This window comes from Jiangella muralis (assembly GCF_001270745.1).
Taxonomy (GTDB): domain Bacteria; phylum Actinomycetota; class Actinomycetes; order Jiangellales; family Jiangellaceae; genus Jiangella; species Jiangella muralis.
The window spans coordinates 19574-42701 of sequence record NZ_LFXL01000053.1; the positions used below are offsets into that span (position 1 = coordinate 19574).

A 23128-nucleotide genomic window follows, 5' to 3' on the forward strand; every position below is an offset into this window, starting at 1 on the left:
ATGGCTGCCGCTGACCTGTACACCGAGCACATCGGCCGCCTCGTCGTGCGGGGCCGCCGAGGCAACACGTCGAACATCGCCGAGGCCATCACCAGCGGCCGCGTCAGCCTGTCCATGACCGAGGTCACGCAGCTCACGCTCACCGCCGAGGACCCCGACCTTGGGTTGCTGGCCGGCCGGATCTTCGACATCGGCGGGCAGTGCGACTACGCCGACCTGCTGCTCGGCATCGCCGCCGTCGCGCTCACCGAGGCCGACGGCGTGCCAGCCGTTGAGGTCACCGCCCGGTCGGTGCACGTCCGCGCGATGCGGAAGGCCACCGGGGAGAAGGTGTGGAAAGGCCTGAGCCCGACCGAGTTCGCGGCCATGGAGGCGCAACGGTTCGGGCTGCGGTTCGTCGGCGAGCCGTCCGCGAAGCGCCGCCAGATCGCCCGCCAGGCCAGCACCGGCAGCGACACCCCCGAGAACTCGTGGGACGTCATACGCCGCCTGGCCGACGAGTTGGGTTACGTGACGTTCGAGGCCGGCGGGACGCTCTACTTCGGCCGCCCGACGTGGCTGATGACCCGCGCCACGATGTACCACTTCACCTGGTCGTTCGACGATGACGCCTCCGAAGGGCTGGTGTCGCTGCCGAAGATGCGCAGGTCGGAGGACTCCGACACCGGCATCGAGGGGACCATCGAGATCATCGGCGACGACGCCGAGCGCATCCGGCCGGGCGACGCTGTCCGGCTCCGCGGCGTCCCCTACTTCAACGACGACTATCTCGTGAGCAGCGTCGATATCCCGTTCGCCAACGACGCACCTGTCTCTGTCGGCATCCGCACGCCGATCAACCCGGACCCCAAACCGCCCGACGACCCCGACGACCCCGACGACCCCGACGACCCCTCCCCTGCCGGCGGCGGCAGGTCGGGCGAGCAGGGCGCCAACGGCACCGCCGAGGCGTTCGTCGCGGCCGCGCTCGCGCAGGCCGGCGACCGGTACGTCTACGGCGCCGAGGCGTCCGCCAGCGACCCGGACCCCAACGCGTTCGACTGCTCCGAGCTGGTCGAGTGGGCGGCCGCCCGCGCCGGCGTCAAGTTCGTCGACGGCTCAGGGAACCAGCGCGCCTACTGCGACCGGAAAGGCACGCTCATCAGCGTCGACCGGGCCATCAACACGCGCGGCGCGCTGCTCTTCGCGAACGGGCACGTCGCCATCAGCCTCGGCAACGGCCGCACCATCGAGGCCGTCAACCGCTCGTACGGCGTGACCGAGATGTCCGCGACCGGCCGCGAAACCGTCCGGTGGATCGCCGGCGGGCTCGTCCCCGGCATCAAGTACCCGTAGAAGGGACCGCCCCATGGCCGCCCGCCCCGCCCTGCCCGGCGTCTGGATCGGCACCGTCACCCGTCTCGACGGGCCCGCCGTCTACGTCACCGTGCCCCGCCTGTCCGCCAAGGACTACGAGTACGGGCCGTGCAACGCGGTCGCCGCCGGCGGCCCGTACGTGGCCGGTGCGCGGGTGCTGGTGGCGCCGCTGGAAGGGCGCCGCGACGACGTCGCCGTCCTCGGCGTGCTCCAGTAGCGGCCCGCATCCCACACCGCCCGGCCAGGTCGGGCGACGCTGGGCCGCATGGGGATCTTGTCGCACCCGTTCCGGATCGCCGACACCGGCGCGGTCGTGACCGTCGACGAGGGCACGACGGCGGCGGCCGCCGAAGCGGTCGCCGTGCTTGCCCTCACCCGCCTCGGGGAGCGGCGCATGGTGCCGGCGTTCGGGGTGTCCGACCCGGCGTTCGACGGGTACGACGCCGGCGAGCTGTCCGCCGGCCTGTCGCAGTGGGGCCCGGACGGCGTCACCGTCGAGTCCGTCGACACGGAGTGGGAGAACGACACCACGGCCGTCACCACCATCACGTTTGAGGAAGAGGACCCGTCGTGACCGTCTCGCCCGACCTGCCTGGCTACGTCGACCAGTCGTTGTACGACGCCGACGAGCGGGTGCTCGTCGACCGGGCCATCGCAGACGCCGCGATCAAGCTGCCCGAGTGGGCGCCACGCGAGGGCAACACCGAGGTGGTCCTCATCGAGTCGACGGCGCTCGTCGTCGCCGAGCTGGTGTACGCGATCAACCGGCTACCCGACGCCGTCATGGGTGGCGTGCTCGGCCTGTACGGGCTGCCCCGTGACGCCGGCGCCCGCACCCGCGGCCGCGTCCGGTTCACCCTGGCCGACTCGCTCGGGCACCTGATCCCCGCACAGACCAGGGTCCGCGCCACCGTCGCCACCACCGGTGTTGTCGTCGACCTGCTCACCGACGAGCCGTTGGAGATCCTGTCCGGCGCCACCGTCGGTCAGGTGTACGCGACCGCCATCGAGCAGGGCGAGGACGCGAACGGCCTGGCGGAAGGGCTGCGGCTGGACCTGATCGACGCCGTCCCGTACGTCGAGCTGGTCGAGGTCGGTGTCGGAGGGTTCGCCGGCGGCCGCGACGCCGAGACCGACGCGGCCTACTTCGACCGCGGGTCGGCGCTGCTGTCCCGCCTGGTGTCGACGCTGGTCCTGCCGGGCCATTTCACCGCGGCCGCGCTCGAAACCGCCGGCGTCGGCCGCGCGGTCACGATCGACCTGTACGACCCGACCGCTGGCACCGGCGCGCCGGGCGACCACACCGGTCACGTCACGGTGGCCGTCGCCGACCTCGACGGCGCGCCGCTGCCAGCACCAACGAAAGGTGAGGTCGAGGGGCTGCTCGAAGCGCGCGCCGTGGCCGGGCTCGACGTGCACGTCATCGACCCGACGACGACGACCGTCGCCGTCACAGTTCAGGTGACGTCGACCGCCGTCGACGACGCCTCGGTCATCGCCGCCGTCTCGTCCGCCGTCGCCGCGTACCTCGACCCCGCCGTCTGGCCGTGGCAGGGCACCGTCTGGCGGAACGAACTGATCGGCCTTGTTGACCGGGTGGCCGGCGTCGGCCGCGTCGCCAGCCTCGTCCAGCCGGCCGCCGACGTCGCCCTCACCGGTGTCGCGCCGCTCGCGCAGGCCGGCACCGTCACCGTGACCGTCGTGCCCGGCCCATGACGCCGCCCGCCGTCTCGGAGTTCACGGCCCGGCTCTACGCCGACCTGCCCGAGTTGTACCGCGACGCCGACGCCGCGCAGGGCACGTACCCGCTGCTGCGGTACCTGTCGCTACTCGGCGACATCGCCGGCGACGTCGACACGCTGGCAGACCGCGTCGACGCCGGCGACCTCACCGACCCGGCCGCCGCCGACCCGGCGTGGCTGCCGTGGCTGGCGCAGCTCGTCGGCGTGCGGCTGCGCGCCGGCATGACCGTGCAGCAGCAGCGGGACGCGATCTCTGGCGGCGCCACCGGGTGGCAGTCCGGCACCCGCGCCGCCATCGCCGAGGCCGCCCAAGCGGCACTCACCGGCACCCGGTACGTCGACGTGCGGCCACACGCCGGCCCTGACCCGTTCGCGCTGCTGATCCTCGTCAGGTCCGACGAGGCGCCCTCCCCGATGTCGCTGGTGGCCGACGCCGTCGTCGCCGCCGGCGCGAAACCGGCCGGGTACGGGCTGGTCGTGCAGTCTGCTGACATCCCGTGGAGCGCCGTCGACACCGCGTTCCCGCTGTGGCAGGACATCGACGCACAGCAGACGTGGGCGCCGATCGACTCGACCGGCATCGACTGAGGTCGCGACACCGGCCACGTCCGCCCATGGGCCGGCCGGCTCGGTCAGCGTTGGCCGCATGGCGGTGACACAGACACCTCGGCTCGGGCTCAACCGCTGGTCCGCCGGAACCGACGCATGGCCCGGCCGCGCCGGGTGGGACCAGCAGCAGCAGACGCTCGACGAAATGCTCGCGATCGACCTGCAAGTCGCGACCGTAGACGCACGCCCCACCGCCGGCGTGACCGGCCGGTACTGCTTCGTCACCGGCACCGGGCGCCTGTACCGCGACGACGGCACGCAGTGGAGCGAGGTCAACCCGATCGGCGGCGCCGGCGCCGGCGGCGCCCTGGCATACGGCGGCGCCGGCGTCGAGGGCACATCGGCCCGGATCGCCCGAGCTGACCACACCCACACCATGCCGGCCCACGACGCCGCCGCGCACTCTGCGATCCCGCTATCGGCTCTGGCCCCCCCGACAGCGAACGTCAACATGAACAGCAGGCGGATCACCAGCCTCGCGGCACCAACAGTTGGCAGCGACGCCGCTACAAGGGCTTGGGTCGAAAGCTTTTTCGACGCCCATTTCGCGGCCGGGAGCGACAGCATCGGGACCGCCAGCGCCACCAGCAGCCCTGTTTCAAAGAGCGTCGCGTTTGGCAAGACGTTCGCGCAGAGCCCTGTCGTCATCCTCCAGAAGCGGGGGCTCCCCGGGAGCATGGTCGAGCTGAAGGTCAACGGCGCGACGTCGACGGGCTTTAACGTCACCGCGGACGCCATGGACGGCGGGTCGTGGAGCGGCACGTTTTCGTTCGGCTGGATCGCCACGGACATCTACTGATGACCGACGACGACGGCACCACCATGCGCGTGACCATCGTCGACGTGCACCGCGACGTCGGCGCGCTGGCGTCGAACGTCGCCGGCCTACAGGTGACCGTCGAGAAGTGGATCGCCGCCAACGACCAGCGCATCGCCCGCCTCATCTCGGAGAACGTCGACACTGAGGGTCGGCTGCGGCACATCGAGGGCACGTACGTCACCGTGGAACAGCTCGCCGCGTTCCGGGCCGAGCTACAGCGGCAACGCGACGAGCAGGCCGCGCGGCGGCCGAGCTGGGTGAGCGCCGCGCTCACCGCGGCCGCGCTGCTGCTGTCCGTCGTAGTGGCCGTCGCCACCGTCGCCGCGGCGCTCCGCGGATAGCCCGCGACACGGGCCGCGTCCGCCCACGACCCGCCGGCGGCGGCGAGCGTCGACGGCATGGACACCCACACCGAACCGGACGAGGTTCCGGTCGACACCGACAACAACCCAGGCCCCTGGGACGGCCTGCAGAACCTCCCGCAGGAGGCCGGCTCGCGGCTGCCCGGCGACGACGACGAGCAGGAGGACTGAGCATGGGCGCCGCTGTCGCCACCGTCGCGGCCGCGCTCGCCTGGTGCCGTGCGCAGCTCGGCACCCGCGAGACCGGCAACAACAACACGCCGTATCACGAGATCGCCGGCCACCCGGACGGGTGGGCGTGGTGCGGGATCTTCCTCGAAGCCATGGCCAAGGTGACCGGGCTTGGGCTGCCCGGCCACGTGCACTACACGCCGTCCGGGGCGGCCGCGTTCAAGGCCGCCGGCCGGTGGGTCACCACCCCGCGGCCGGGTGACTTCGCGTTCATCTACTACCCCGAACTCGGGCGGATCGGTCACATCGGCATCGTCGAGAAGGTCGACGGCGGCGACGTGATCACCATCGAGGGCAACACGAACACGACGGGCAGCCGCACCGGGATCGGTGTGTTCCGTCACCGCCGGAAGAAGCTGGTCGGCAAGGGGCAGCGCGGCATCGTCGGGTACGGCCGCCCGGCCTACGGCACCGGCACGACCAAGCCGCCGGCCAAGCCCAAGCCGCCGAGCGGCGGCGGCAACGGCCCCTCGCTGGACGTCGTCGACCTGTCCGTGCTGCGCACCGCGGCGCGGCACGACCCCGACCGGTCGCAGGGCGGGCACACCCGCGGCGCGTCCGAGCACGTCCGCACCGTCGAGCGTGCCCTCGTCGCCGAGGGGCTGCTCGACCCGAAGTGGTCCGACGCGTCGTTCGGGACCAAGACCGTCGCCGCCTACGCGGCGTGGCAGCGCCGCTGCGGCTACAGCGGCCGCGACGCCGACGGCGTCCCCGGCCTCGACTCGCTGCGGCGGCTCGGCTCCAAGCACGGGTTCCGCGTCACCGCCTGACCGGGCGGCCGCGGCACTCCCCCGCACCCCATCCCATCCCTCACAGAAAGATCGATCATGGACGCGAACCAGTTCAAGCAGTGGGCCAAGGACGCCGGCGAGCGCATCGCCTCGACCACCGTGCAGGCCGCCATCGCCGTCACCGCGGTCGAGGTCGGGTCGCTGCCCGAGTGGGCCGCGGTGCCGATCCTGGCCGGCCTGACGTGGTTGAAGGCGCAGGCCGCGCGGAAGCTCGGCGACCCCGGCACGGCCGCTCTGCGGCGCGGCTGACCAGCCGTCTCGCTCTCGGGCCCGCTCGCCATCTGGCGGGCGGGCCCACCTGTCTCGCCACCCTGCTCGACAGCTAGCCAGCCAGCTAGCTTGCGGGCTAGCCCGCTCGCGCGTAACCTGTGGGGGTACCACCGGGTGACGGCCCGGCGGCACCCATCAGGAAGGAGCACCACCCCAATGTGCGCGATGATCACCCGCGAGTACGAGACCCGCCGACCGACCGGCAAGCCGCCGTGGCCGATCGTCCTGGTCGCCGGCGCCGAGAAGGCCGGCAAGAGCTGGACGGCCGCCCAGGCGTCCGGCTCGGACCTCGTCGGCCGAACGTTCTGGATCGGCATCGGCGAAGACGACCCCGACGAGTACAAGCACGTCCCCGGCGCCGACTTCGAGATCGTCAAGCACGACGGCACCTACCGCGACCTGCTCGGCGCGGCGGTGTGGGCGACCCGACAGCCGCGCATCGACGGCCTGCCGAACCTCATCGTGGGCGACTCCGGTACCCGGTACTGGGACCTGCTGTGCGATCAGCAGCAGCTCGTCGCCAACGACCGCGCCCGCCGCAAGGCCGAGCGGGCCCGTCGCGAGTGGGACGGCGAAGACGCGACCATCACCATGGATCAGTGGAACATCGCCAAGCAGCGGTGGGCGCACTTCGTCGACGCGCTCCGCGGCCACGACGGGCCCAGCATCATCACGGCCCGGCTCGAAGAGGTCACCGTCATGGTGAACGGGCAGCCGTCGACGGCGAAAGAGTTGAAGATCAAAACCGAGAAGTCGTTGCCGTTCGACGTCGGCGTCGTCGTGCAGATCCCGCGCCGCGGCGAGGCGTTCGTCACCGGCGTCCGGTCGGTCAAGTACGACGTCCCGGTCGGCGAGCGGAAGCCGTTCGAGAACTTCACCGTCGACGCCCTGTGGCGCCGGCTCGGGCTCGACGCGCCCGACGCGACCGCGCCCCGGCAGCACTCCGCGATCGACCCCCGCGAGGCGCCGCCGGCGGCGCCGGCTGAGCAGGCCGCCCCTGCGCCGCAGGAGCCGCAGCAACGGCGCGCTGAACGCTTCTACCGCGAGCCCGCCCCCGCGGCCGCCAGCGCCGCCAGCAGCGCGCAGCAGGAGCCCGCACAGGACGACGACGGCAGCCGCACGTACCCGCCGGTCGTCATCGCGTTCATGGCCGAGCTGAGCCAGGCGCAGAACGTCGAGGACTACCGCGACGCGTGGCGCAAGTCGGGCGAGCTGGACATCCGCGGCGTCGAGGTCGAGACCCCCGATAACGGACTGGTCACAATCGGCAGGCTGATCATGAGTCGGCAGGCCGCGCTCCCCCGCGAGGACGCCCCGTCGGAGCCGGTGCCGTCGTGACGGCGTTACAGCACGTCAACGTAGATCCAAAGCGGAGGCGTGCTGTAACCGGTGTCAGGGCGCTGTCAGGGCGGAACAGCTCGCCTGTCCGGCCCCGACTATGCGGGCTCTGCTCTACCGGGGTGGTACCCCGTCGGGCTACCCTGCGTAGCGACAAGCGTCACTGGTTGTGACCACCCCGAACCGCGCCATGACCAGGTGTAACACCCAAGGAAAACTTGGGGGCGCGCTGGCTCCTACACCAGCGCGCCCCACGGATCGACCGCACCGCTTCCCCCGGGACTCTCACATCACGGAACAGGACACAGTCGATGCCCAACCTACCGGCCCGAAGCTCGGGCATTGCCCGCTTCGCCCCGATCGACGCGACACGAGCCGCGTCCACCAACGCCTCATACCTGCGGGCTATCCCTGGCACCATGCCCAGCGAACAGACCGCCCAAACCTCCCACCGGCGAACCGACCGGCGGGCGCCACGCCCGGCCAGCCAATCGGCCGGACTCTTCCTCCGCATGAGCACGGAGGAGCGGCAGCAGGTGCACGAGCAGGCCGCCGACCTCGGCATACCCACGTCGGTCTACGTGCTCGCCCTCGTCGACGCCGACCGCAAACGGCGCGCCTCCGTCGAGCCCGTCACGGCCGGGGCTAGCGTGACGTCGATCAACTCCACACAGAGCGAGGCGCCCGGTCCTGTCCGGGACCGGGCGCCTAACGCTAAGGCCCGACGCGCGGTGACCGCCGCCGCGGGCTGACCACCTCCGACCGCTAAGCACGAGAGGCAGCAACACCCATGGTAGAGCAACACCTTGCCCGCGTCAGCATGCCCGCGCCACGCCACGCCGAGGCGGTGACCGCATGAGTCTCGCCGCGATGCTGTGGGCACTCAACGACGCGCCAGTCAGCAACCCCACCGAAGCGTTCGTGCTCGTCGCCCTCGCCGACAACGCGTGGGACGACGGCCGCGGCGCGTTCCCGTCCGTCGCGACGATCGCGTACCGCACCCGCGTGTCCGAGCGGACCGTGCAACGGACGTTGCGCGACCTCGAAGCCGCCGGCGTCATCAGCCGCGCCGAGGACCAGTCGCCAGCCGCCGTGTACGGCCGGTACGCGCCCATCGTCTACGAACTCGACATGACGCGCCGCCGCGACGACCCGCCCCCCAGCAAGAGCAAACGCGCAGCTCAGCAGGGGCGACAGTCTGTCACCCCTGCCAGAAACGAGGGGCGTCAATCTGTCACCCCTCACCCGACCAGGGGTGACACCGACGACACGCAAGGGGTGACACTGGTGTCACCCGAACCGTCCACTAACCCACCTGTGGTCACCCAGGGTGTAGAAACTCACCGTTCCGCGCACGCGAGCGCAAACCCCCCCGAAGTTCCGACGTCGGCGGCGGGCCCGTTGCCGGCCGCTGGCGCGGCCGGCCGGGCAACCGAGCGCGACCAGTTCGGGCCGCTCTATCCGACGTGCCCCGCGCACCGGCTGTCCCTCGACGCGCCGGCGTGCCGTCGCTGCGGCGACCAGCGCGAGGCGTTCGAGGCCGCCGAGCTTCACCGCCGGTCGCAGCGCGACCGCGAGGCGTCCCGCCAGCAGCTCGACGAACTGTTCGCTCACCGGCGAGACGCCATCCCGGCCCAGGTTGGCGCCGAACGTGCACGCTCGGCGATCCGAAAGAGCGGCGCCAACGGCGCCACGCGCCGCCCCAGCCAGCCCGGCGCCGCGCCGGCGGCCGCGACCACCGGAGGCACCGAGTGAACCCGTCTACGGGCCGCACAGCGCCGCACGTCCTCGGCATCGATCCCGGCAGCGTCGACACCGGTCTCGTCGTCCGCTGCGGCCTTGACGTCCTGGCGCACGTCACCGTGCACCGCGACCGTGACGAGGACGCCGACGACGGCACCCGCGGCGTCGGCGTCGGCCCGATCTACCTCGGCGCCATCGCCGAGACCGCCCGCCAGCTCGTCCACGAGCACGCCGTCGAGCACGTCGGCGCCGAGTCCGTCGTCGCCCCCAACCCCCACGTCCGCCGGCGCGACGGCGACTCGAAGATCAACCCCGCTGCGGTCATCGCCGCCGGCCTCGTGCTCGGGCACCTGCTCGCCGTGTGGCCGAACCTCGTCCGCGTCCCGCCCGGCCGCAACGGTTCGTCGCCCCTGTCGGCGTACCCGCTCGTCCTGGTGTCCGACCGCGAGCGCGCCCTCGGCCTCAACCGCATCGGCAAGGGCGGCAAGCTGCGGCACGTCCGCTCGGCCTACGACGTCGCCGGCTCAACCATCCCGCTCGCACGCCAGCGTGCCAGCTTGCACGCTGCCCAGCGAGCTAGCTAGACCGCTAGCCGTCTGTTACCCTGACAGGGTTACACCGTCGGTGGCGGCCGGCGCCCGCCGCCCCCATCAGAGAGGCACGCCAGACATGACCAGCAGCAACGCTGCCGACCTCGCCGAGGTTCTGCGGCTCACCGCCCAGCAGCACGCGACCAAAGCCAGGATCGACCGGCTACGCGCCCGCATCGACGAGCGCGCCCGCGCCGAATGGCAGGCAACCGGCGCCGCACCGTCGTACAAGATCCGCGGACTCGGCACGATCCGCCTCGACGGCGCCGATCTCGACCCAAAGGCCGTCGTCAGCGACCGCGCCGAGTTCGCGTCGTTCGTCGCCGAACAGTGGCCGACCGAGGTCGTCGCCACGATCACCGTGCCGGCCGACCAGCTCCCGGCCGCGCTCGAAGCGCTCGACTTCGCCGGCGTGCCGGTCGAGGAGAGCGACGCCACCGTGCGCGAGGCGTTCCAGGGGAAGTACCTCGGCGAACTGGTCGTCGAGAAAGACCCGGCCGCACCCGAGGGGGAGACCCGGTACTACGCCGCCGACCGCAAGCTCGGCGTCATCGTGCCCGGCCTCGGCGGCAAGCCGTCCAACCCGCACCTGACCGTCGCCGTCGACAAGGACGCCAAGGCCGACGCGATCGAGGCCGCGCTCGCCGAGCCTGTCGACGAGCCGCGCGACGACACCACCACGACCGACGCCCCGAACGTCGTCGACCCGGCGTTCTTCAACACCGACGGGTCGTGGAAGTCCATCGAGCACGCCGTCGCGCACGCGACCAACGTCCAGGGCGGCGCCACCACACCCGAGGTTGAGGCGCGCCGCATGCTGCGCGAGCCGCTGAACAAGGCCACGGCCGAGGCGTGGCTCGACGAGCACGACCCCTGGTGGCGCAACGACCCCGCGGGCGACGAGCAGCGGCTCGGACTCGGAGACCCCGACGAGGCGCAGCGGTGACCGCCGCCGCCGACACCGCCCTCGTCGCCCAGGCGCTCCGCGACGCCGCCAGAACAGGCCGCCGCGCCGCCGCCAAAGCCGCCGCCACCCTGCGCGCCACCGCACCGAAAGACCCACGATCCGCGGCCGTCCGGATCGCCAACGCGCTCGCCGACGCCGAAGAACTCGACCGCATCGCTGATGCCATTACGGCCGGAACGCTGGCACTGTGTAGCAGCACAGCACCACCCAGCGACCAAGACGCCCCGGACCCTGCGCGCACCCCGGTCGCCGATGCCCTCAGCGACGAGGACGCGGCACGCGCGCTCGGCCCGGCCGTCGACGAGGACGACCTCGACGACGTCGACGACGCCATCGTGTTCGGCCCGCTGGACGGCACCGACGACAACCAGGAGCGCACATGACCACAGACCCGCCGAAGCCCCGATCGGCGCTCGCCGCCGACGTCGGGCAGCAGCTCAGACAGGCGCGCGAGGCAGCCGGGCTATCCCTCCGCGCGCTGGCCAGCCAGTTCGGCGTAACGCACGTGACGATGCGCCGGTACGAGCGCGGCGAGTACAACGTGTCGCTGTCGAAGCTGGCCGAGGTCGCCGACCTCTACGGCCTCGACGTCAAGATCACCTGCACGCCGAAACGCCCCCCGGCCTGACGACACGCCCGAGACGTTTCAACCCCGCCCGGTCGCCTGCCCAGCGGCCGGGCGGGATAGCCAGCCAGCTAGCCCGCTGGCTAGCTGGCGAGCCAGTCTGCTAGCACGTAGTCTCCGTGGCAGGACTCTCACATCCCGGACACCTCCACGGAGCACGAACATGCCCTCTCGTCTCTGCCCAGCGTGCACCCGCCGCTACGCCGCCCTCGTCGACGACCACTGTCCGGTCTGCCGCGGCGCCGGCACTATCCAGCTCGGCGCCGCCGCGCTCTACCGCGACGAGCCGGCCGTCGTCGCCCGCTCGATCGAGATGTACCTCGAAGCGGCGTCCCGCGAGGCCGCCGCCGTCCTGCCACCCGACGACCCGCAGTCCAGCTCACTCGGCCGCCGCTACGCCCTGGCCGAGGCAGCCGACGAGCTGCGCCGCGCCGGCGTCATCCAGGCCGACCCCGACGAGATCTCCACGGAGACCCGCGCCGCGATGCCACCGTCGCCGCCGTCGCCCGAGGGCCCCGCCCGCCGAGCCGACGACGCCGAAGCCGCCATGCTCACCCACCGCACCGGCCGAACCCCCCGCCCCTCCGACCGCGCGAACCTCGACGCCGCCCCGACCGTCTACGCCGCCACCGACCGGCCGCTCGCCCGCACCCTCCCCCGCGTCTCCGCTGCCGGCTGGCCGTCCGCGCTCGCCAAGGCGGCCGACCCGGTCGACCCGTTCGGCAGCACCGGCCGCGCCGCCCTCACCCGGATCAGCCGCGAGCGCCGCGCCGGCATCATCGCGTCAGCCGTCGACCGGGCCCTCACCATCGCCGCACGCCGCGCCGGCGGCGCGCTGCCGGCCTGACCACCCGGGCCGGTGATCCGTGACCAAGAACAGCCCCGACCCGGACCAGGTCGACCGCGAGGCCCAGTGCCTGCGGTACCGCCGCGAGGGCAAGACCTACGACGACATCGCGATCTTGGTCGGGTACGCCGACCGGTCCGGCGCCCGTAAGGCCGTCGAGCGCGCCCTGAAACGCGTCATCGTCGAGAACGTCGACGAGCTGCGCATACTCGAAGCGCAGCGCCTCGACGAGTTACAGCAAGCCATCTGGGACAAGGCCCTACGGTTCGAGCCAGCGCTCGGCGACGACAAGGCCCTCACCGGCATCCTGCGGATCATGGTGCGCCGGGCGAAGCTGCTCGGCCTCGACATGCCCACCAAGACCGAGGTCACCGGCGCCGGCGGAAACCCCCTGATCATCGAGATCATGCCGGGGATGATCCCGGACATGGGCAAGTCCGACGACGAAGCCGTCGAGCTGGACCCGTGACCGAGGGCGGCGCCGCCGAGCCGCCCCGCTGGCGCTACCCCTACACGCCCACCGAAGCACAGCAGCGCGCCCACGACTGCGGCGTCGACGAGATGCTGTACGGCGGCGCCGCCGGCGGCGGCAAGTCCGAAATGCTGCTCGCGACCGCCGTGCACTTCGCGCTGCTCGTGCCCGGCAGCGCATCCGTGATCTTCCGCCGCACGTTCCCCGACCTCGACCGGTCGCTGATCCCGCGGCTGCTGAAGTACCTACCCAGCAGCGTCGCCACATGGCACGCCACCGCCCACCGGTGGACATTCCGCAACGGCTCAACGATCGAACTCGCCCACCTCAGCCGCGAAAACGACGTGCTGAAATACCAGGGCGCCGAGTACCAGTTCATCGCGTTTGACGAGTTGACGCAGTTCACCGAGTCGCAGTACCGGTACCTGCTGTCGCGGCTGCGCGCCGGCGGCGACGTCCGCGACCGAATGGCCGCACTCGGGCTGCGGCCCCGCGTGATGTCGGCCGCCAACCCAGGCGGCCCCGGCCACCACTGGGTCAAGGCCCGGTGGATCGACCCGGCCAGCCCCGGCCAGGTGTGGCGACCCGTCGCAACCCTCGAAGACCCACAGCCCGGCACCCGCGCGTTCATCCCCGCCCGGGTGACCGACAACCCGCACATCGACGGCTCCTATGTCAACCGCCTCAACGGGCTCGACGAGATGCTGCGGCGCGCGCTCCGCGACGGCGATTGGGACGTCCTCGAAGGTGCCCGGTTCTCCCGCTGGCGCCGCGACATCCACGTCATCGAACCGCACGAGCTGCCGATCACGTTCGGCGGCACCGTCCGCGCGATCGGCGTCGACTACGGCCTCGACGCCCCGTTCGCCGCCCTGTGGGGTGCGCGGCTCGGCGACGGCCTCGTCGTCGTCTACCGCGAGCTGTACGAGGCCGGCCTCACCCCACGCAAGCAGGCCGCCGCCATCGCCGACGCCGAAACCGCCGACGAGCGTGCCCGCCCGGTCCCGCTCGCCCTCGACCCGTCGACATGGGCCCGCAACCCCCACGCCGCCGGCAAGGCCGTCGCCCCCGTCGTCGACCCCGACGCCCCGCCCATCGGGTCGATCGCGCACAGCTACACCAGCAAGTTCGGGACGCACGTCGTGAAGGCCCGCAACGACCGCCGCGCCGGCGTCGCCCTAGTCGACGACAAACTCATCGTCCGGCCCGACGGCCTACCGCGGCTGCTCGTCTACTCGACGTGCGTCAACCTCATCCGCACCCTGCCCGCGCTCGGCCGGTCGACCCGCGACCCCGAAGACGTCGACACCAAAGCCGAAGACCACGCCTACGACGCGCTGCGGTACCTGCTGATGGAGCTGGAAGGCGCCGGCCCGCACCGCTCCACCGCGCCCCCACCAGGCCGCGAGCTGGTCGGCGCCCACACCGGCGACGTCGCCGCCGCGGCGGCCGACCTCACCACGGCCGGGTTCTGACATGCGAACGGGACACCCGGCCGGCGCCTGTGAATCCTCCGCGCTGACGGGCGCTCGGGAGGCAATCCGGGGGTGTCCCGCCGGCCTGCCACGCCCCCATCAGGAGAAGCGTGCGGCCTTGACTAGAGCGTACACGGCTGCTCGCCACCCCCGCTCAATCTGGTACCCTGACAAGGTACCGGTTGGGATGACGGCCCGACCGCACCATCAGGAGGAACCCACGTGACCGCACCAGTCGACTTCGCCCACACCGAGCAGGCCCGACGCAACCGCGCCGCCAAGGCCGCCGCCCTCGCCGCCTACTGCCAGACCAACAGCATCGGCCCCGAGATCGTCGCCGCCCCCGCGGCCCGGCAGCGCGCCGTCTGCCGCGACGCCGGCGTCAACACCGCCAGCGACGACACGTGGTACGCCGTCGCCGACCTACTCATCGACGCCGAGCCGGCGGCCCCGGCCGCGGTCGAGGCGCCAGCCCCGGCCGGCCCTGCGTACCCGACCAGCCGGTCGCAGCAACTCCCCCCGGGCATCGGCTGGTGCTGGGACGCCACCAGCGACGGCTACTGCTGGCGCCCGGCGCCCGGCGGCTACTACTGCCCCGAGCACCGGAACACCCCACCCACGCCGCCGCCCGGCACCACCCTCGCCGACCTGCGCCCGATCTACGCCCGCCCGACCGCGGCCGACACGTCCGGGTGGCCGCGCTGCCACGCCTGCCGGACCCCGGTCGACCCGGTCGTGCCGCTCGTCAACGGCCGCCCCGAGCACCCCGCGTGCGACCCCGACCACGAGCCACGCCGGCGGCCGTCGAGACGGCGAGCCCGCTAGCTAGCTATCTCGCGAGAGGGCTAGACAAGTGGTACCCCGTCAAGGTACCGTTCTGTTCATGACGAACACCACCGCCGCCCCCAACTACATCGCCCGCGACACCTACACCGGCCGGCACACCATCGACGGCGTCCCGGCCGGTCACAAGGTGTTCGCCTTCCGCGCCGGCGAGATCGCCGCCGAGGCCACCGAGGGCGTCATCTGGGAGTCGTTCGGCATCCCGCGCGGGAGCCGCCGCGAACACCTCAAGCGGTCGCGGTACGTCGCCGACGCCGCCGGCAACCTCCACGTCTTCAACAGCGACGGCGGCAAGACCCTCATCCACCCGGCCGACCGCGTTATCCGCGTCCTGCGCCGCGTCTGACCCGCCCGCCGGCGGCCGCCCACCGCGGCCGCCGGCACCAGCCACCAGGAGGACGACATGCAGAACACCACCGCCCCCGCCACATGCGCCGAGGTCTACTACCGCGAGCGCCCCGACTGGCAGTTCGTCACGTGCGGGCGGCCGGTGAAGCGCGACGGCCGCTGCGGCATCCACGCCCGGCAGCGCGAACAGCAGGCGGCGCGGCGGGCCGAGCTGGACAAGCTGATGAACGGTGGCGACCGATGACCGCCACCGTCACCGCCCCCGAGGCCACCGCCTACCGGCTCCGCGCCGGCGCCGACGTCGACGACCTCATCGCCACGCCGACGACGCCGCGCCCGTGGCTGCCGTTCGGCCGCCGCGACTTCGACGCCGCCGCTACCGACCAGCAGCTCGCCCTCGTCCCACCGGCCGACCCGGCCGGCACCGTCGCCCTGTTCTGACACCGGCGACCTCCCACCCACCACCACCCCGCGTGGCCAGCGTGACGGCAACGACCACCCGGACCAACCATCAGGAGACGCACCGTGCTCATGCCCAGCGACTACCGCCCCGAGGTCCGCGACGCCATCCTCACCGCCGTCGCACTGAACCTCGCCCGCGGCGAGTCCCTGCTCGAACTGGTCGCCGACCTCGGCATCCTCCGCATCAACGCGACCAGGGATCAGGCGTCCGACCTCCGCGACCTCGCCGAGGATCTGGCCGCCATCGAGGACGGCTCTGCCGGCGTCGAGCGGTTCCTCGGTGACCGCCCGCTGTACGGCCCGCCCGCCGCGTTCCTCGACGCCAAGCGCGCCGAGTGCGACCGCCAGCTCGGCGCGCTGCTCGCCCGGCTCATCACGGGCACGCCGGCACCTGTGCCGGCCTAACCCCGGGCCCGGCCGGTGTCGCGATGTTCCCTTGAGGCCGCGACACCGGCCGCCTCCAACCTCACCCCGACCAGGACAGGCACGGTGACGACCATGGCGGACACTCCCAACATCGGCCGCGAACTCGGCCAGCCCGGCGGACACATCCGATCGTGGTCGCCGTACGCCGGTGACGGCTATCAGGCCCTCGGCTACGAGGCGACGCCGGAACTGGTGTTCCCGCACAACCTCCCGATCTACGACCGGATGCGCGACAGCGAGAGCCAGATCGGCGGCCTGCTCCGCGCGATCTGCCTGCCGATGCTGCGCACCGGCTGGCACCTGGTCGGGAAGGACGTCGCCTCCGACGTCATGGAGGCCGTCCGCATCGAGTTCGGGATACCCGACGACGAGGGCAACACGCCCCGCCGCCGGCCCGGCGCCATCGTGTGGAAACGCCACCTGTCCGACCTGCTGCTGTCGATGGTGTTCGGGTTCATGCCGTTCGAGAAGGTGTTCGAGTACGGCCGCCCCCACCCCGGGCAGACCCCGCGGTACGGCAACGACCTCGTTCACCTGGCCAAGCTCGCGATCCGTCACCCCCGCACCATGGAAGAGATCCGGGTCACCCGCGGCGGCGCCCTCGCCGGCGTCGTGCAAGCGCCCCTCGGCGACGACGTCGGCCTACGCGACCCCGCCGTCAAGTACGCCCGCTCGTCCAGCATCGGCGACCCCGGCGACGCGACCCCGACGTTCATCGACGCCGCCAACCTCGCCTATTACTCCTTCGAGCGTGAGGGCGCCGATTGGACGGGCCGGTCCCTGCTGCGCCAGTCGTACAAGAACTGGCTGATCAAAGACGCCCTGCTGCGCACCGGCGCTCAGGCCGTCGAGCGCACCGGCATGGGGCTGCCCGTCGTCTACTACACCGACAAGATGGGCAAGGACGAGGCCCTAGCGATCGCCACGCAGGCCCGCGCCGGCGCCACCGCCGGCATTGCCATCCCCGATGGCGCCGGCCGGGTCGAACTGCTCGGCGTGACGGGCACCACGAAAGACGAGCTGCCGCTCGTCGAGTACCACGACCGCGCCATGTCGAAGTCCGCCCTGGCGATGTTCATGAACCTCGGCCACGACAACGGCGCCCGCGCGCTCGGCGAGACGTTCGTCGACTACTTCGTCATGTCGCTGCGGTACACGTGCGAGTGGGCCGGCGAGATCACCACCGACGGAGACGACGGCACCCGCGGCGCCATCGCCGAGTTCGTCGCCATCAACTTCGGCGCCGACGAGCCCTACCCGTCCCTCGTCCCCGACGAGATCTCGGCCGAGTCCACCCCCACCGCCGAGGCGTTGAAGCTGCTCAAAGAGGCCGGCCTCATCACCCCCGACGCCACCCTCGAAGCGGACGTGCGGCGCCGCTACAGCCTCCCCCCCATGGAAAAGGTCAACGACGACGACGCCGCCGCGAAGTCGTCCCCGTTCGCCGACGTCGGCCTACCGGCCCTCGTCGACGCGTACATCATCAGCCCCGAAGAGGCCCGCCAGCTCATCGGCATGAAGGGCCCCGCACCCGAGAAGCCGGCCCCGCCCCCCGCCCCGGAGCCGGGCGACGACAGCGTCGACGAGCTGCCCGTCGAGGGCGACGCCCCCGCGGCCGCCGGTCCCGTCCCGCCGCAACTCGACCCCGAGCAGATCGCCGCCACCGCGCACGTGAGTCTCGCCGAGGCCCGCGAGCTGGTCGAGCGCATCGAAGCCCTGCGGGCGGCCCGTGTGTGACCTATGCGACGGTGTCGCCCGCCTGGCCGCCGACACCGTCGTCGACGAGCTGCGCGACGAGCTGATCCGCGCCGAGGTTGCCGCCGGCTGGTCCGTGCCCGGCGCCCGCCGCCCGCTGCACCGGCACGAGGTCACCGCGCACGTCCGCTTCGGCGACCTCGAACGCGCCATCGCCGGCGCCGGCGGCCGCGTCTACCGCCACGCCGCCGGCGTCCGCGACCAACTGCTCGACGCCCTAGCCAACGACCTAACCGAGCTAGCCACCACCGGTAGCCCGCTGACCATCCTGGACCGCATACGCGCCCTCGCCGACCCGTCCAGCGGCGCCGTCCTGCCCGGTGTCGCCCGCGCCGTCGACGACGCGGCCGCCACCATCGAGGCCGACCTACTGAACCTGTCCCGCAACGGCGCCCGCGGCCTGGCCGCCGAGAACGCCCGCCAGGCCCGCCAGCCCGCCCCGCCGCCCACCGGCGACGACGACCCCGTCAGCGACCAAGCCCGCGGCATCGCGCACAGCGAAGCCCGCCGAGTCGCAGCCCAGCCCGTCGCCCGACTCCTCACCGTCGCCGAGCGTGCCGCCGCACGCGCCGCCAGCGACGCCGACCCGATAGACGTCGTCGACGCCGTTATCACCGCCGCCGAGTCCGCCAGCGACGCCGGCACCGCCGACGTCGCCCGCCAGGCCGCGAACCGCGCCCACGGCGCCGGCCGCGCCCAAGCCGCCGCCACCATGCCCGAGCCGCGCGAGGTCTACGCGTCCGAACTGATGGACCGCGACACCTGCCGCCCCTGCGGCGACGTCGACGGCCGCACCTACACCGACCTCGCGGCCGCGCTGGTCGACTACCCCGACATGGGCGGCTACGTCGCCTGCGCCGGCGGCGGCCGCTGCCGCGGAACGCTCGTGCTCGTGTGGGGCACCGAGTCGCCGCCAACCCTCGACGACCCCGGCGACCGGCCCCCGCCGGCCATCCCGACCGACCGCACCCCACGCGGCCCCGTCAACCCGCCACCAGCGCCCGAACCGGCCGTCGACGTCAACGACCTCGACGGCATGGACGACGACACCCTCGAAGCCGCCCTGCACGCCGCCACCAGCCGCGGCGACTTCGACACCGCCGAACGGTACGGCGACGAGCTGGACCGCCGCGCCGGCGCGCAGCCCCTCACCGAGGTCGACGAGCAGGCCCTCGTGCCCACCGACGCCGACCTGTACCGGGCGCCAGACGACGACTGGGACGCCCCGATCGGGCTCGACGACACGGCACCCACCGACGACGAGATCGCCGCCATCCGCGCCGCCTACGAGGAACACATGAACGCCACCGGCGGCGTCCTCGCCGGCGGCACCGAGCCGGCCCGGGCCAGCCGCGCGATCGACAGAGTCCGCGACGAGTGGGACAACCACACCATGCGGACGTCGCTGGAAATAGAGCGGTACCTGCGCGGCGCCTCGCACATCTCCCGGGCCCGCGCCGTCGAGGCCACCGACCAGGGCATCACGCTCCTGTCGCTACTGACCGGCCCCATCGACCGTGCCCTCTACTACGCGTCCGAAGACCTGTGGCGCTGGTGGGTCGACAACCCGCGCCTGTCGTTCGCCGAGTACGCCCTCGGCGCCGGCGTCGACAACGCCACCATGCGCCAGCGAGCCGAGGCAGCAGCTCGCGCCCGCGACGAGGCGATGGCACGATACGAGGAGGACCCAGACGCGCGGGCCCAGCGCCGACGCGACCGGGACCGGCGGCGCCGACGCGGGCAGATCGACCGCGGCGGCGACACCATCCGCAACCGGAGGACGGACTGATGACGTCGACCGCGGTCGAGGCCGGCCAGTACGGGCCCCGCGGGCTCGCGCTGCGCGCCGCCCGATCCGGGTACGACGTCGGCGTCATGGGCGGCCCCGTCACCGACTGCCCGTACGAGCGGGACCGTCCCGTCGCGCTGTACGCGTGGCTCGACGGCTACACCCGCGGCCGCCGCGCGGCCGGCCTACCCATCGCGACCGACGTCGCAGAGTAACCAGCGGAGACGCCGGGCGGAGCGCACCCAACCCGGCGCCCCCACATCACCGTCGACCCGGTCGCCGACGGCTGTCCAGATCCCGCCACGCCACCATCACCAGCAGCGCGACCAGGATGACCAGAACGGGGCCGAACGCTAGCAGCAGCACCAGGTCACCCGGACCCGTTTCAACCACAATGGGGTGACCTCGACCGTTACTCACGGTCCAGCGCCAATGTCCGGTCGAGCGACGTCATCCACCCGAGCGCCCACATCGCGTCAGGGCACGCCCACAGGCCGCCGCAGCGGCCACAAACGAGCGGGCGGCGCCTCAACAGCCAACCCCCAGCCCCCCGCCGGACCGGCCTATGCGTCCGCAGCAGCTCGGCCGCGTAGTCGTCGACTTCCGCGGTCGACCACGCCACCGGGCCCAACGTCGGAACGTGATGCCTCATGTACACGGCCAACTCCTCGACGGGGAGATTGAGGCGCCGGCCCGCACGGATCGGGGTGATGCTGTGGGGTGGGTCACGTGCGGACCGGCGTTGATCACGAGGGTAACCACATATGTGGTTAAGTCAAGGCCCTGCCGGTATCATGCGCCCATGAGTCAGCTACTCGCCGCCGACACCGTCGACCCGCACCGCGCGCGGCCGCAGTACCGGCAGATCGCCGACGCCATCGTCGCCGCGATCGACGACGGCCGCCTCGCACCAGGCGACCCGCTGCCCAGCAAACGCGAGCTGCACCAGCAGACCGGCGTCACGATCACCACCGTCACGAGCGCACTCGACTTCCTCGCCGCCCGCGGCCACATCGTCACCGCCCGCGGCGTCGTCGCCCGAGTCGCACCCCGCATCGTCCGGTACGACGTCGCCGCCGCCCGCTGGCACCAGCTCGACGCCGCCGCCCGGCTACGCCGCGGCGACGACGACCGCGGCGAACGCATGCCCGACGACGGCATCGACTGGGACCAGCACGAGCTGACCGTCGTCCGCTACAGCGTCGAAGCCGCCCCACACATCGTCGCCTCCCGCCTCGGCATGCCCACCGGCGCGCCGGCGCTGCGCCGCGAATTCATCGAAGAGGCACCCGGCCTGTCCCGCCGGCTACGCGTCGGCTGGATCGACCACGCCCTCGCCGAAGGGACCGACGTCGCCGACCCAGCCGCCCAACCATGGCGCGGCGGCACCATCGACGAACTACACGACCTCGGCGTCCCCGCCACCAGCGTCACCGAGTACGTCCGCGCCCGCCTCGCCACCGAGGACGAGCGCGCCCTACTCGACCTCCCCGTCGCCGGCGCCGTCATGAACCTGACCCGGATCTTCCACCACGGCGACCGCGGCGTCGAAACCAGCGACGTCGTCACCGACGCCGCCACCATGACCTACGTGACCACCACCGACATCACCTGACCCGCCACGCACGAGGGCCCGCCCGGGTTGCACGCCGGGCGGGCCCTCGCTCATCGACTGACATTCGATGTGAATTGGAACGTTGATCATAGGCGGATATCTCACGACAACACAATCGCCCGGCCTGCCAGCTAGCTTGCGGGCTAGCTGTCGAGAAAGCTTGACGACCGGTACCCCCACAGGTTACCGTCGGAGCACGAGAACGGCACCGGGGACTGACGGCCCCGCGGCCGCCCCGACACCATCAGGAGCACACCATGAGCCAGCGCCCCCGCGGCCGCTACCGCAAGCCCCGCCTCACCCGCCGGCAGATCCTCGACATGCACCACGCCCAGGGCCACGCCCTCGGCTACGCCGGCCGCGACCTGCCCGCCAACGCGTCGTACAAGATGACCCAAGGCCACCGCGAAGGCCAGGCCGACCGAGCCGCCGCCATCGCCCGCGACGCCGCCCGCCTCACCGACGAGCGAACCATCGTCCGCGTCACCGACCGCCGCCTCGACACCGCCGGCGGCCCCGGCACCGGCCACATCTACCGGGTCGACACCGAGTGGTCCGACGGCACCCGCACGTCGACCTACCCCGGCACCGAAACGGCCGCCTGACCATGAGCGCGCCAATCGCCATCAGCAAGACCGCCGTCAACCTGCTCGACCTCCTACAGGCCAGCGCACCCGCCGGCGAGATCCTGCTTATCGACGAGCCCGGCCAGCGGTACGGCGTCATCATCACCAACCCGCACTCACCGGCCGGCCGCACCTACGTGCACAGCGCCAACGCCCGCACCGTCTGGGAGCTGTACGACGAGGAACTGATCCTGTGGGCCCCCCACGAGCCCGCCCAGGATATCCCCGCATTCAGCAACCGCACCATCTGGCACGACCGCTGGAAGAGGCTCCGCGGCCGCCCCGTCGTGCTGACCACCCGAGGCCGGACGATCATCCCCTAGACCCCTGCCCTGTGGCCCGCCCCCCGGGACACACAGGGCAGGACACATCGCACCACCACACCCAACCGAAGGAGCACCACCGTGAACCGTCTCGTCCGCACCGTCGCCGCCGTCTCGTCGGCTGTCGCGCTGTCGCTCGGCGTGGCTGCCGTCGCCGACGCCGGCACCGTCTCGAAGTCGTCGGGCCGGTCCCTGTGCGTCAGCCCGTCGGGCTGCACGTACGACAACCCGTTCGGGTCGGTGGTGCCGCCGTCGCGTTGGCGCTGACCGATCCCCTCGACCGCTCGCCCCGTCACCAGCCCCCTGGTGGCGGGGCGAGCTGCTGTCTATCTCGCTAGCGGGCTAGACAGGTGGTACCTTGACGGGGTACCGTTCTTCTCATGAGGTCGAGCGACGGACTCGACCACCGACCATCAGGAGCCGACATGCAGAACACCACCAGCGTCACGGTCACCCGCGCCACCCTCCGCAACGGCAAGCTGCGCTACGAGGTCGACGGCGAGGCCCACACCAAGGCCAGCACTCGCACCTACACGCACGCCAGCGTCTACCGCGTCGACGCGGCCACCGAGTACACGACCTGGTCGTCCGGCCAGGGTGTCACGTCTCCCGAGGTCGGCAGCTTCGTCGTCTTCCTGCACTCCCGCCTCGACCTCGCAGCCCGCGGGCACCAGGTCGGCGAGCACGAGGTCGCGCAGGGCAA

Annotated in this window: 33 protein-coding genes; all 33 read left to right on the forward strand. The window is 72.4% G+C overall.

Annotated elements, in window-relative coordinates; genetic code table 11:
* Positions 1-1335 carry an NlpC/P60 family protein gene (locus ACW62_RS35495; protein ID WP_205629709.1) on the forward strand — a complete coding sequence of 445 codons (1335 nt, stop codon included), beginning with the start codon at positions 1-3 and terminating at the stop codon, positions 1333-1335.
* A 13-nt stretch (positions 1336-1348) separates the two neighbouring features.
* A complete protein-coding gene (locus tag ACW62_RS30770) occupies positions 1349-1573 on the forward strand; it encodes a hypothetical protein (protein ID WP_053207955.1) in 225 nt (74 codons plus the stop codon).
* 48 nt (positions 1574-1621) lie between these two features.
* Positions 1622-1930 (forward strand): hypothetical protein, encoded by a 309-nt coding sequence (locus tag ACW62_RS30775; protein ID WP_053207956.1) that lies wholly within the window; start codon positions 1622-1624, stop codon positions 1928-1930.
* Positions 1927-3072: a baseplate J/gp47 family protein gene (locus ACW62_RS30780; protein ID WP_053207957.1), complete on the forward strand. Its 1146-nt coding sequence runs from the start codon at positions 1927-1929 to the stop codon at positions 3070-3072. The genes ACW62_RS30775 and ACW62_RS30780 overlap by 4 nt, the downstream gene beginning before the upstream one ends.
* Complete coding sequence (locus tag ACW62_RS30785; protein WP_053207958.1) at positions 3069-3686, forward strand: phage tail protein; 618 nt, start codon at positions 3069-3071, stop codon at positions 3684-3686. The genes ACW62_RS30780 and ACW62_RS30785 overlap by 4 nt, the downstream gene beginning before the upstream one ends.
* A 58-nt stretch (positions 3687-3744) precedes the next feature.
* Positions 3745-4506: a hypothetical protein gene (locus ACW62_RS30790; RefSeq protein ID WP_053207959.1), complete on the forward strand. Its 762-nt coding sequence runs from the start codon at positions 3745-3747 to the stop codon at positions 4504-4506.
* Complete coding sequence (locus tag ACW62_RS30795; protein WP_053207960.1) at positions 4506-4868, forward strand: hypothetical protein; 363 nt, start codon at positions 4506-4508, stop codon at positions 4866-4868. Before ACW62_RS30790 ends, ACW62_RS30795 begins: the two co-directional genes overlap by 1 nt.
* A 57-nt stretch (positions 4869-4925) precedes the next feature.
* Entirely contained in the window at positions 4926-5060 is a 135-nt protein-coding gene (locus ACW62_RS36325) for a hypothetical protein (protein WP_276202985.1), read from the forward strand.
* 2 nt (positions 5061-5062) lie between these two features.
* Complete coding sequence (locus tag ACW62_RS35500; protein ID WP_053207961.1) at positions 5063-5890, forward strand: CHAP domain-containing protein; 828 nt, start codon at positions 5063-5065, stop codon at positions 5888-5890.
* A 57-nt stretch (positions 5891-5947) separates the two neighbouring features.
* Positions 5948-6160 (forward strand): hypothetical protein, encoded by a 213-nt coding sequence (locus tag ACW62_RS30805; protein WP_053207962.1) that lies wholly within the window; start codon positions 5948-5950, stop codon positions 6158-6160.
* 177 nt (positions 6161-6337) lie between these two features.
* The gene (locus tag ACW62_RS30810) at positions 6338-7519 is read left to right on the forward strand and encodes a hypothetical protein (RefSeq protein ID WP_205629710.1); all 1182 of its coding nucleotides are present in this window, start codon (positions 6338-6340) and stop codon (positions 7517-7519) included.
* Positions 7520-8031: 512 nt separating this feature from the next.
* Positions 8032-8271: a hypothetical protein gene (locus ACW62_RS30815; RefSeq protein WP_053207964.1), complete on the forward strand. Its 240-nt coding sequence runs from the start codon at positions 8032-8034 to the stop codon at positions 8269-8271.
* A 103-nt stretch (positions 8272-8374) separates the two neighbouring features.
* On the forward strand, positions 8375-9274 hold the full coding sequence (locus tag ACW62_RS30820) for a helix-turn-helix domain-containing protein (RefSeq protein ID WP_053207965.1): 900 nt from the start codon (positions 8375-8377) through the stop codon (positions 9272-9274).
* Entirely contained in the window at positions 9271-9846 is a 576-nt protein-coding gene (locus ACW62_RS30825) for a hypothetical protein (protein WP_053207966.1), read from the forward strand. The genes ACW62_RS30820 and ACW62_RS30825 overlap by 4 nt, the downstream gene beginning before the upstream one ends.
* An 85-nt stretch (positions 9847-9931) precedes the next feature.
* Complete coding sequence (locus ACW62_RS30830; RefSeq protein WP_053207967.1) at positions 9932-10798, forward strand: hypothetical protein; 867 nt, start codon at positions 9932-9934, stop codon at positions 10796-10798.
* On the forward strand, positions 10795-11202 hold the full coding sequence (locus ACW62_RS30835; RefSeq protein WP_053207968.1) for a hypothetical protein: 408 nt from the start codon (positions 10795-10797) through the stop codon (positions 11200-11202). The genes ACW62_RS30830 and ACW62_RS30835 overlap by 4 nt, the downstream gene beginning before the upstream one ends.
* The gene (locus tag ACW62_RS30840) at positions 11199-11447 is read left to right on the forward strand and encodes a helix-turn-helix domain-containing protein (protein ID WP_053207969.1); all 249 of its coding nucleotides are present in this window, start codon (positions 11199-11201) and stop codon (positions 11445-11447) included. Before ACW62_RS30835 ends, ACW62_RS30840 begins: the two co-directional genes overlap by 4 nt.
* 160 nt (positions 11448-11607) lie before the next feature.
* On the forward strand, positions 11608-12291 hold the full coding sequence (locus tag ACW62_RS30845; RefSeq protein ID WP_053207970.1) for a hypothetical protein: 684 nt from the start codon (positions 11608-11610) through the stop codon (positions 12289-12291).
* A 19-nt stretch (positions 12292-12310) separates the two neighbouring features.
* Positions 12311-12760, forward strand: coding sequence for a hypothetical protein (locus tag ACW62_RS30850; RefSeq protein ID WP_053207971.1), 450 nt, complete (start codon positions 12311-12313; stop codon positions 12758-12760).
* On the forward strand, positions 12757-14238 hold the full coding sequence (locus ACW62_RS30855) for a terminase large subunit domain-containing protein (protein ID WP_053207972.1): 1482 nt from the start codon (positions 12757-12759) through the stop codon (positions 14236-14238). The genes ACW62_RS30850 and ACW62_RS30855 overlap by 4 nt, the downstream gene beginning before the upstream one ends.
* 222 nt (positions 14239-14460) lie before the next feature.
* A complete protein-coding gene (locus ACW62_RS30860) occupies positions 14461-15063 on the forward strand; it encodes a hypothetical protein (RefSeq protein WP_053207973.1) in 603 nt (200 codons plus the stop codon).
* Between the two features lie 58 nt (positions 15064-15121).
* The gene (locus ACW62_RS30865; protein WP_053207974.1) at positions 15122-15427 is read left to right on the forward strand and encodes a hypothetical protein; all 306 of its coding nucleotides are present in this window, start codon (positions 15122-15124) and stop codon (positions 15425-15427) included.
* Between the two features lie 57 nt (positions 15428-15484).
* On the forward strand, positions 15485-15673 hold the full coding sequence (locus ACW62_RS30870) for a hypothetical protein (protein WP_053207975.1): 189 nt from the start codon (positions 15485-15487) through the stop codon (positions 15671-15673).
* A complete protein-coding gene (locus ACW62_RS30875) occupies positions 15670-15870 on the forward strand; it encodes a hypothetical protein (RefSeq protein WP_053207976.1) in 201 nt (66 codons plus the stop codon). The genes ACW62_RS30870 and ACW62_RS30875 overlap by 4 nt, the downstream gene beginning before the upstream one ends.
* A gap of 84 nt (positions 15871-15954) precedes the next feature.
* Positions 15955-16296 (forward strand): hypothetical protein, encoded by a 342-nt coding sequence (locus ACW62_RS30880; protein ID WP_053207977.1) that lies wholly within the window; start codon positions 15955-15957, stop codon positions 16294-16296.
* A gap of 93 nt (positions 16297-16389) precedes the next feature.
* Positions 16390-18054, forward strand: coding sequence for a phage portal protein family protein (locus ACW62_RS30885; protein ID WP_053207978.1), 1665 nt, complete (start codon positions 16390-16392; stop codon positions 18052-18054).
* Positions 18047-19861 carry a hypothetical protein gene (locus ACW62_RS30890; RefSeq protein WP_053207979.1) on the forward strand — a complete coding sequence of 605 codons (1815 nt, stop codon included), beginning with the start codon at positions 18047-18049 and terminating at the stop codon, positions 19859-19861. Before ACW62_RS30885 ends, ACW62_RS30890 begins: the two co-directional genes overlap by 8 nt.
* Entirely contained in the window at positions 19861-20076 is a 216-nt protein-coding gene (locus ACW62_RS30895; protein ID WP_053207980.1) for a ribosome modulation factor, read from the forward strand. The genes ACW62_RS30890 and ACW62_RS30895 overlap by 1 nt, the downstream gene beginning before the upstream one ends.
* 587 nt (positions 20077-20663) lie before the next feature.
* A complete protein-coding gene (locus tag ACW62_RS30905) occupies positions 20664-21476 on the forward strand; it encodes a GntR family transcriptional regulator (protein ID WP_053207982.1) in 813 nt (270 codons plus the stop codon).
* 257 nt (positions 21477-21733) lie between these two features.
* Positions 21734-22081: a hypothetical protein gene (locus ACW62_RS30910; RefSeq protein WP_053207983.1), complete on the forward strand. Its 348-nt coding sequence runs from the start codon at positions 21734-21736 to the stop codon at positions 22079-22081.
* Between the two features lie 2 nt (positions 22082-22083).
* Positions 22084-22425, forward strand: coding sequence for a hypothetical protein (locus ACW62_RS30915; RefSeq protein ID WP_053207984.1), 342 nt, complete (start codon positions 22084-22086; stop codon positions 22423-22425).
* Positions 22426-22506: 81 nt separating this feature from the next.
* Positions 22507-22692: a hypothetical protein gene (locus ACW62_RS30920; protein ID WP_053207985.1), complete on the forward strand. Its 186-nt coding sequence runs from the start codon at positions 22507-22509 to the stop codon at positions 22690-22692.
* Positions 22693-22850: 158 nt separating this feature from the next.
* On the forward strand, positions 22851-23128 hold a 278-nt coding region (locus ACW62_RS30925), incomplete at its 3' end, for a hypothetical protein (RefSeq protein WP_157575101.1).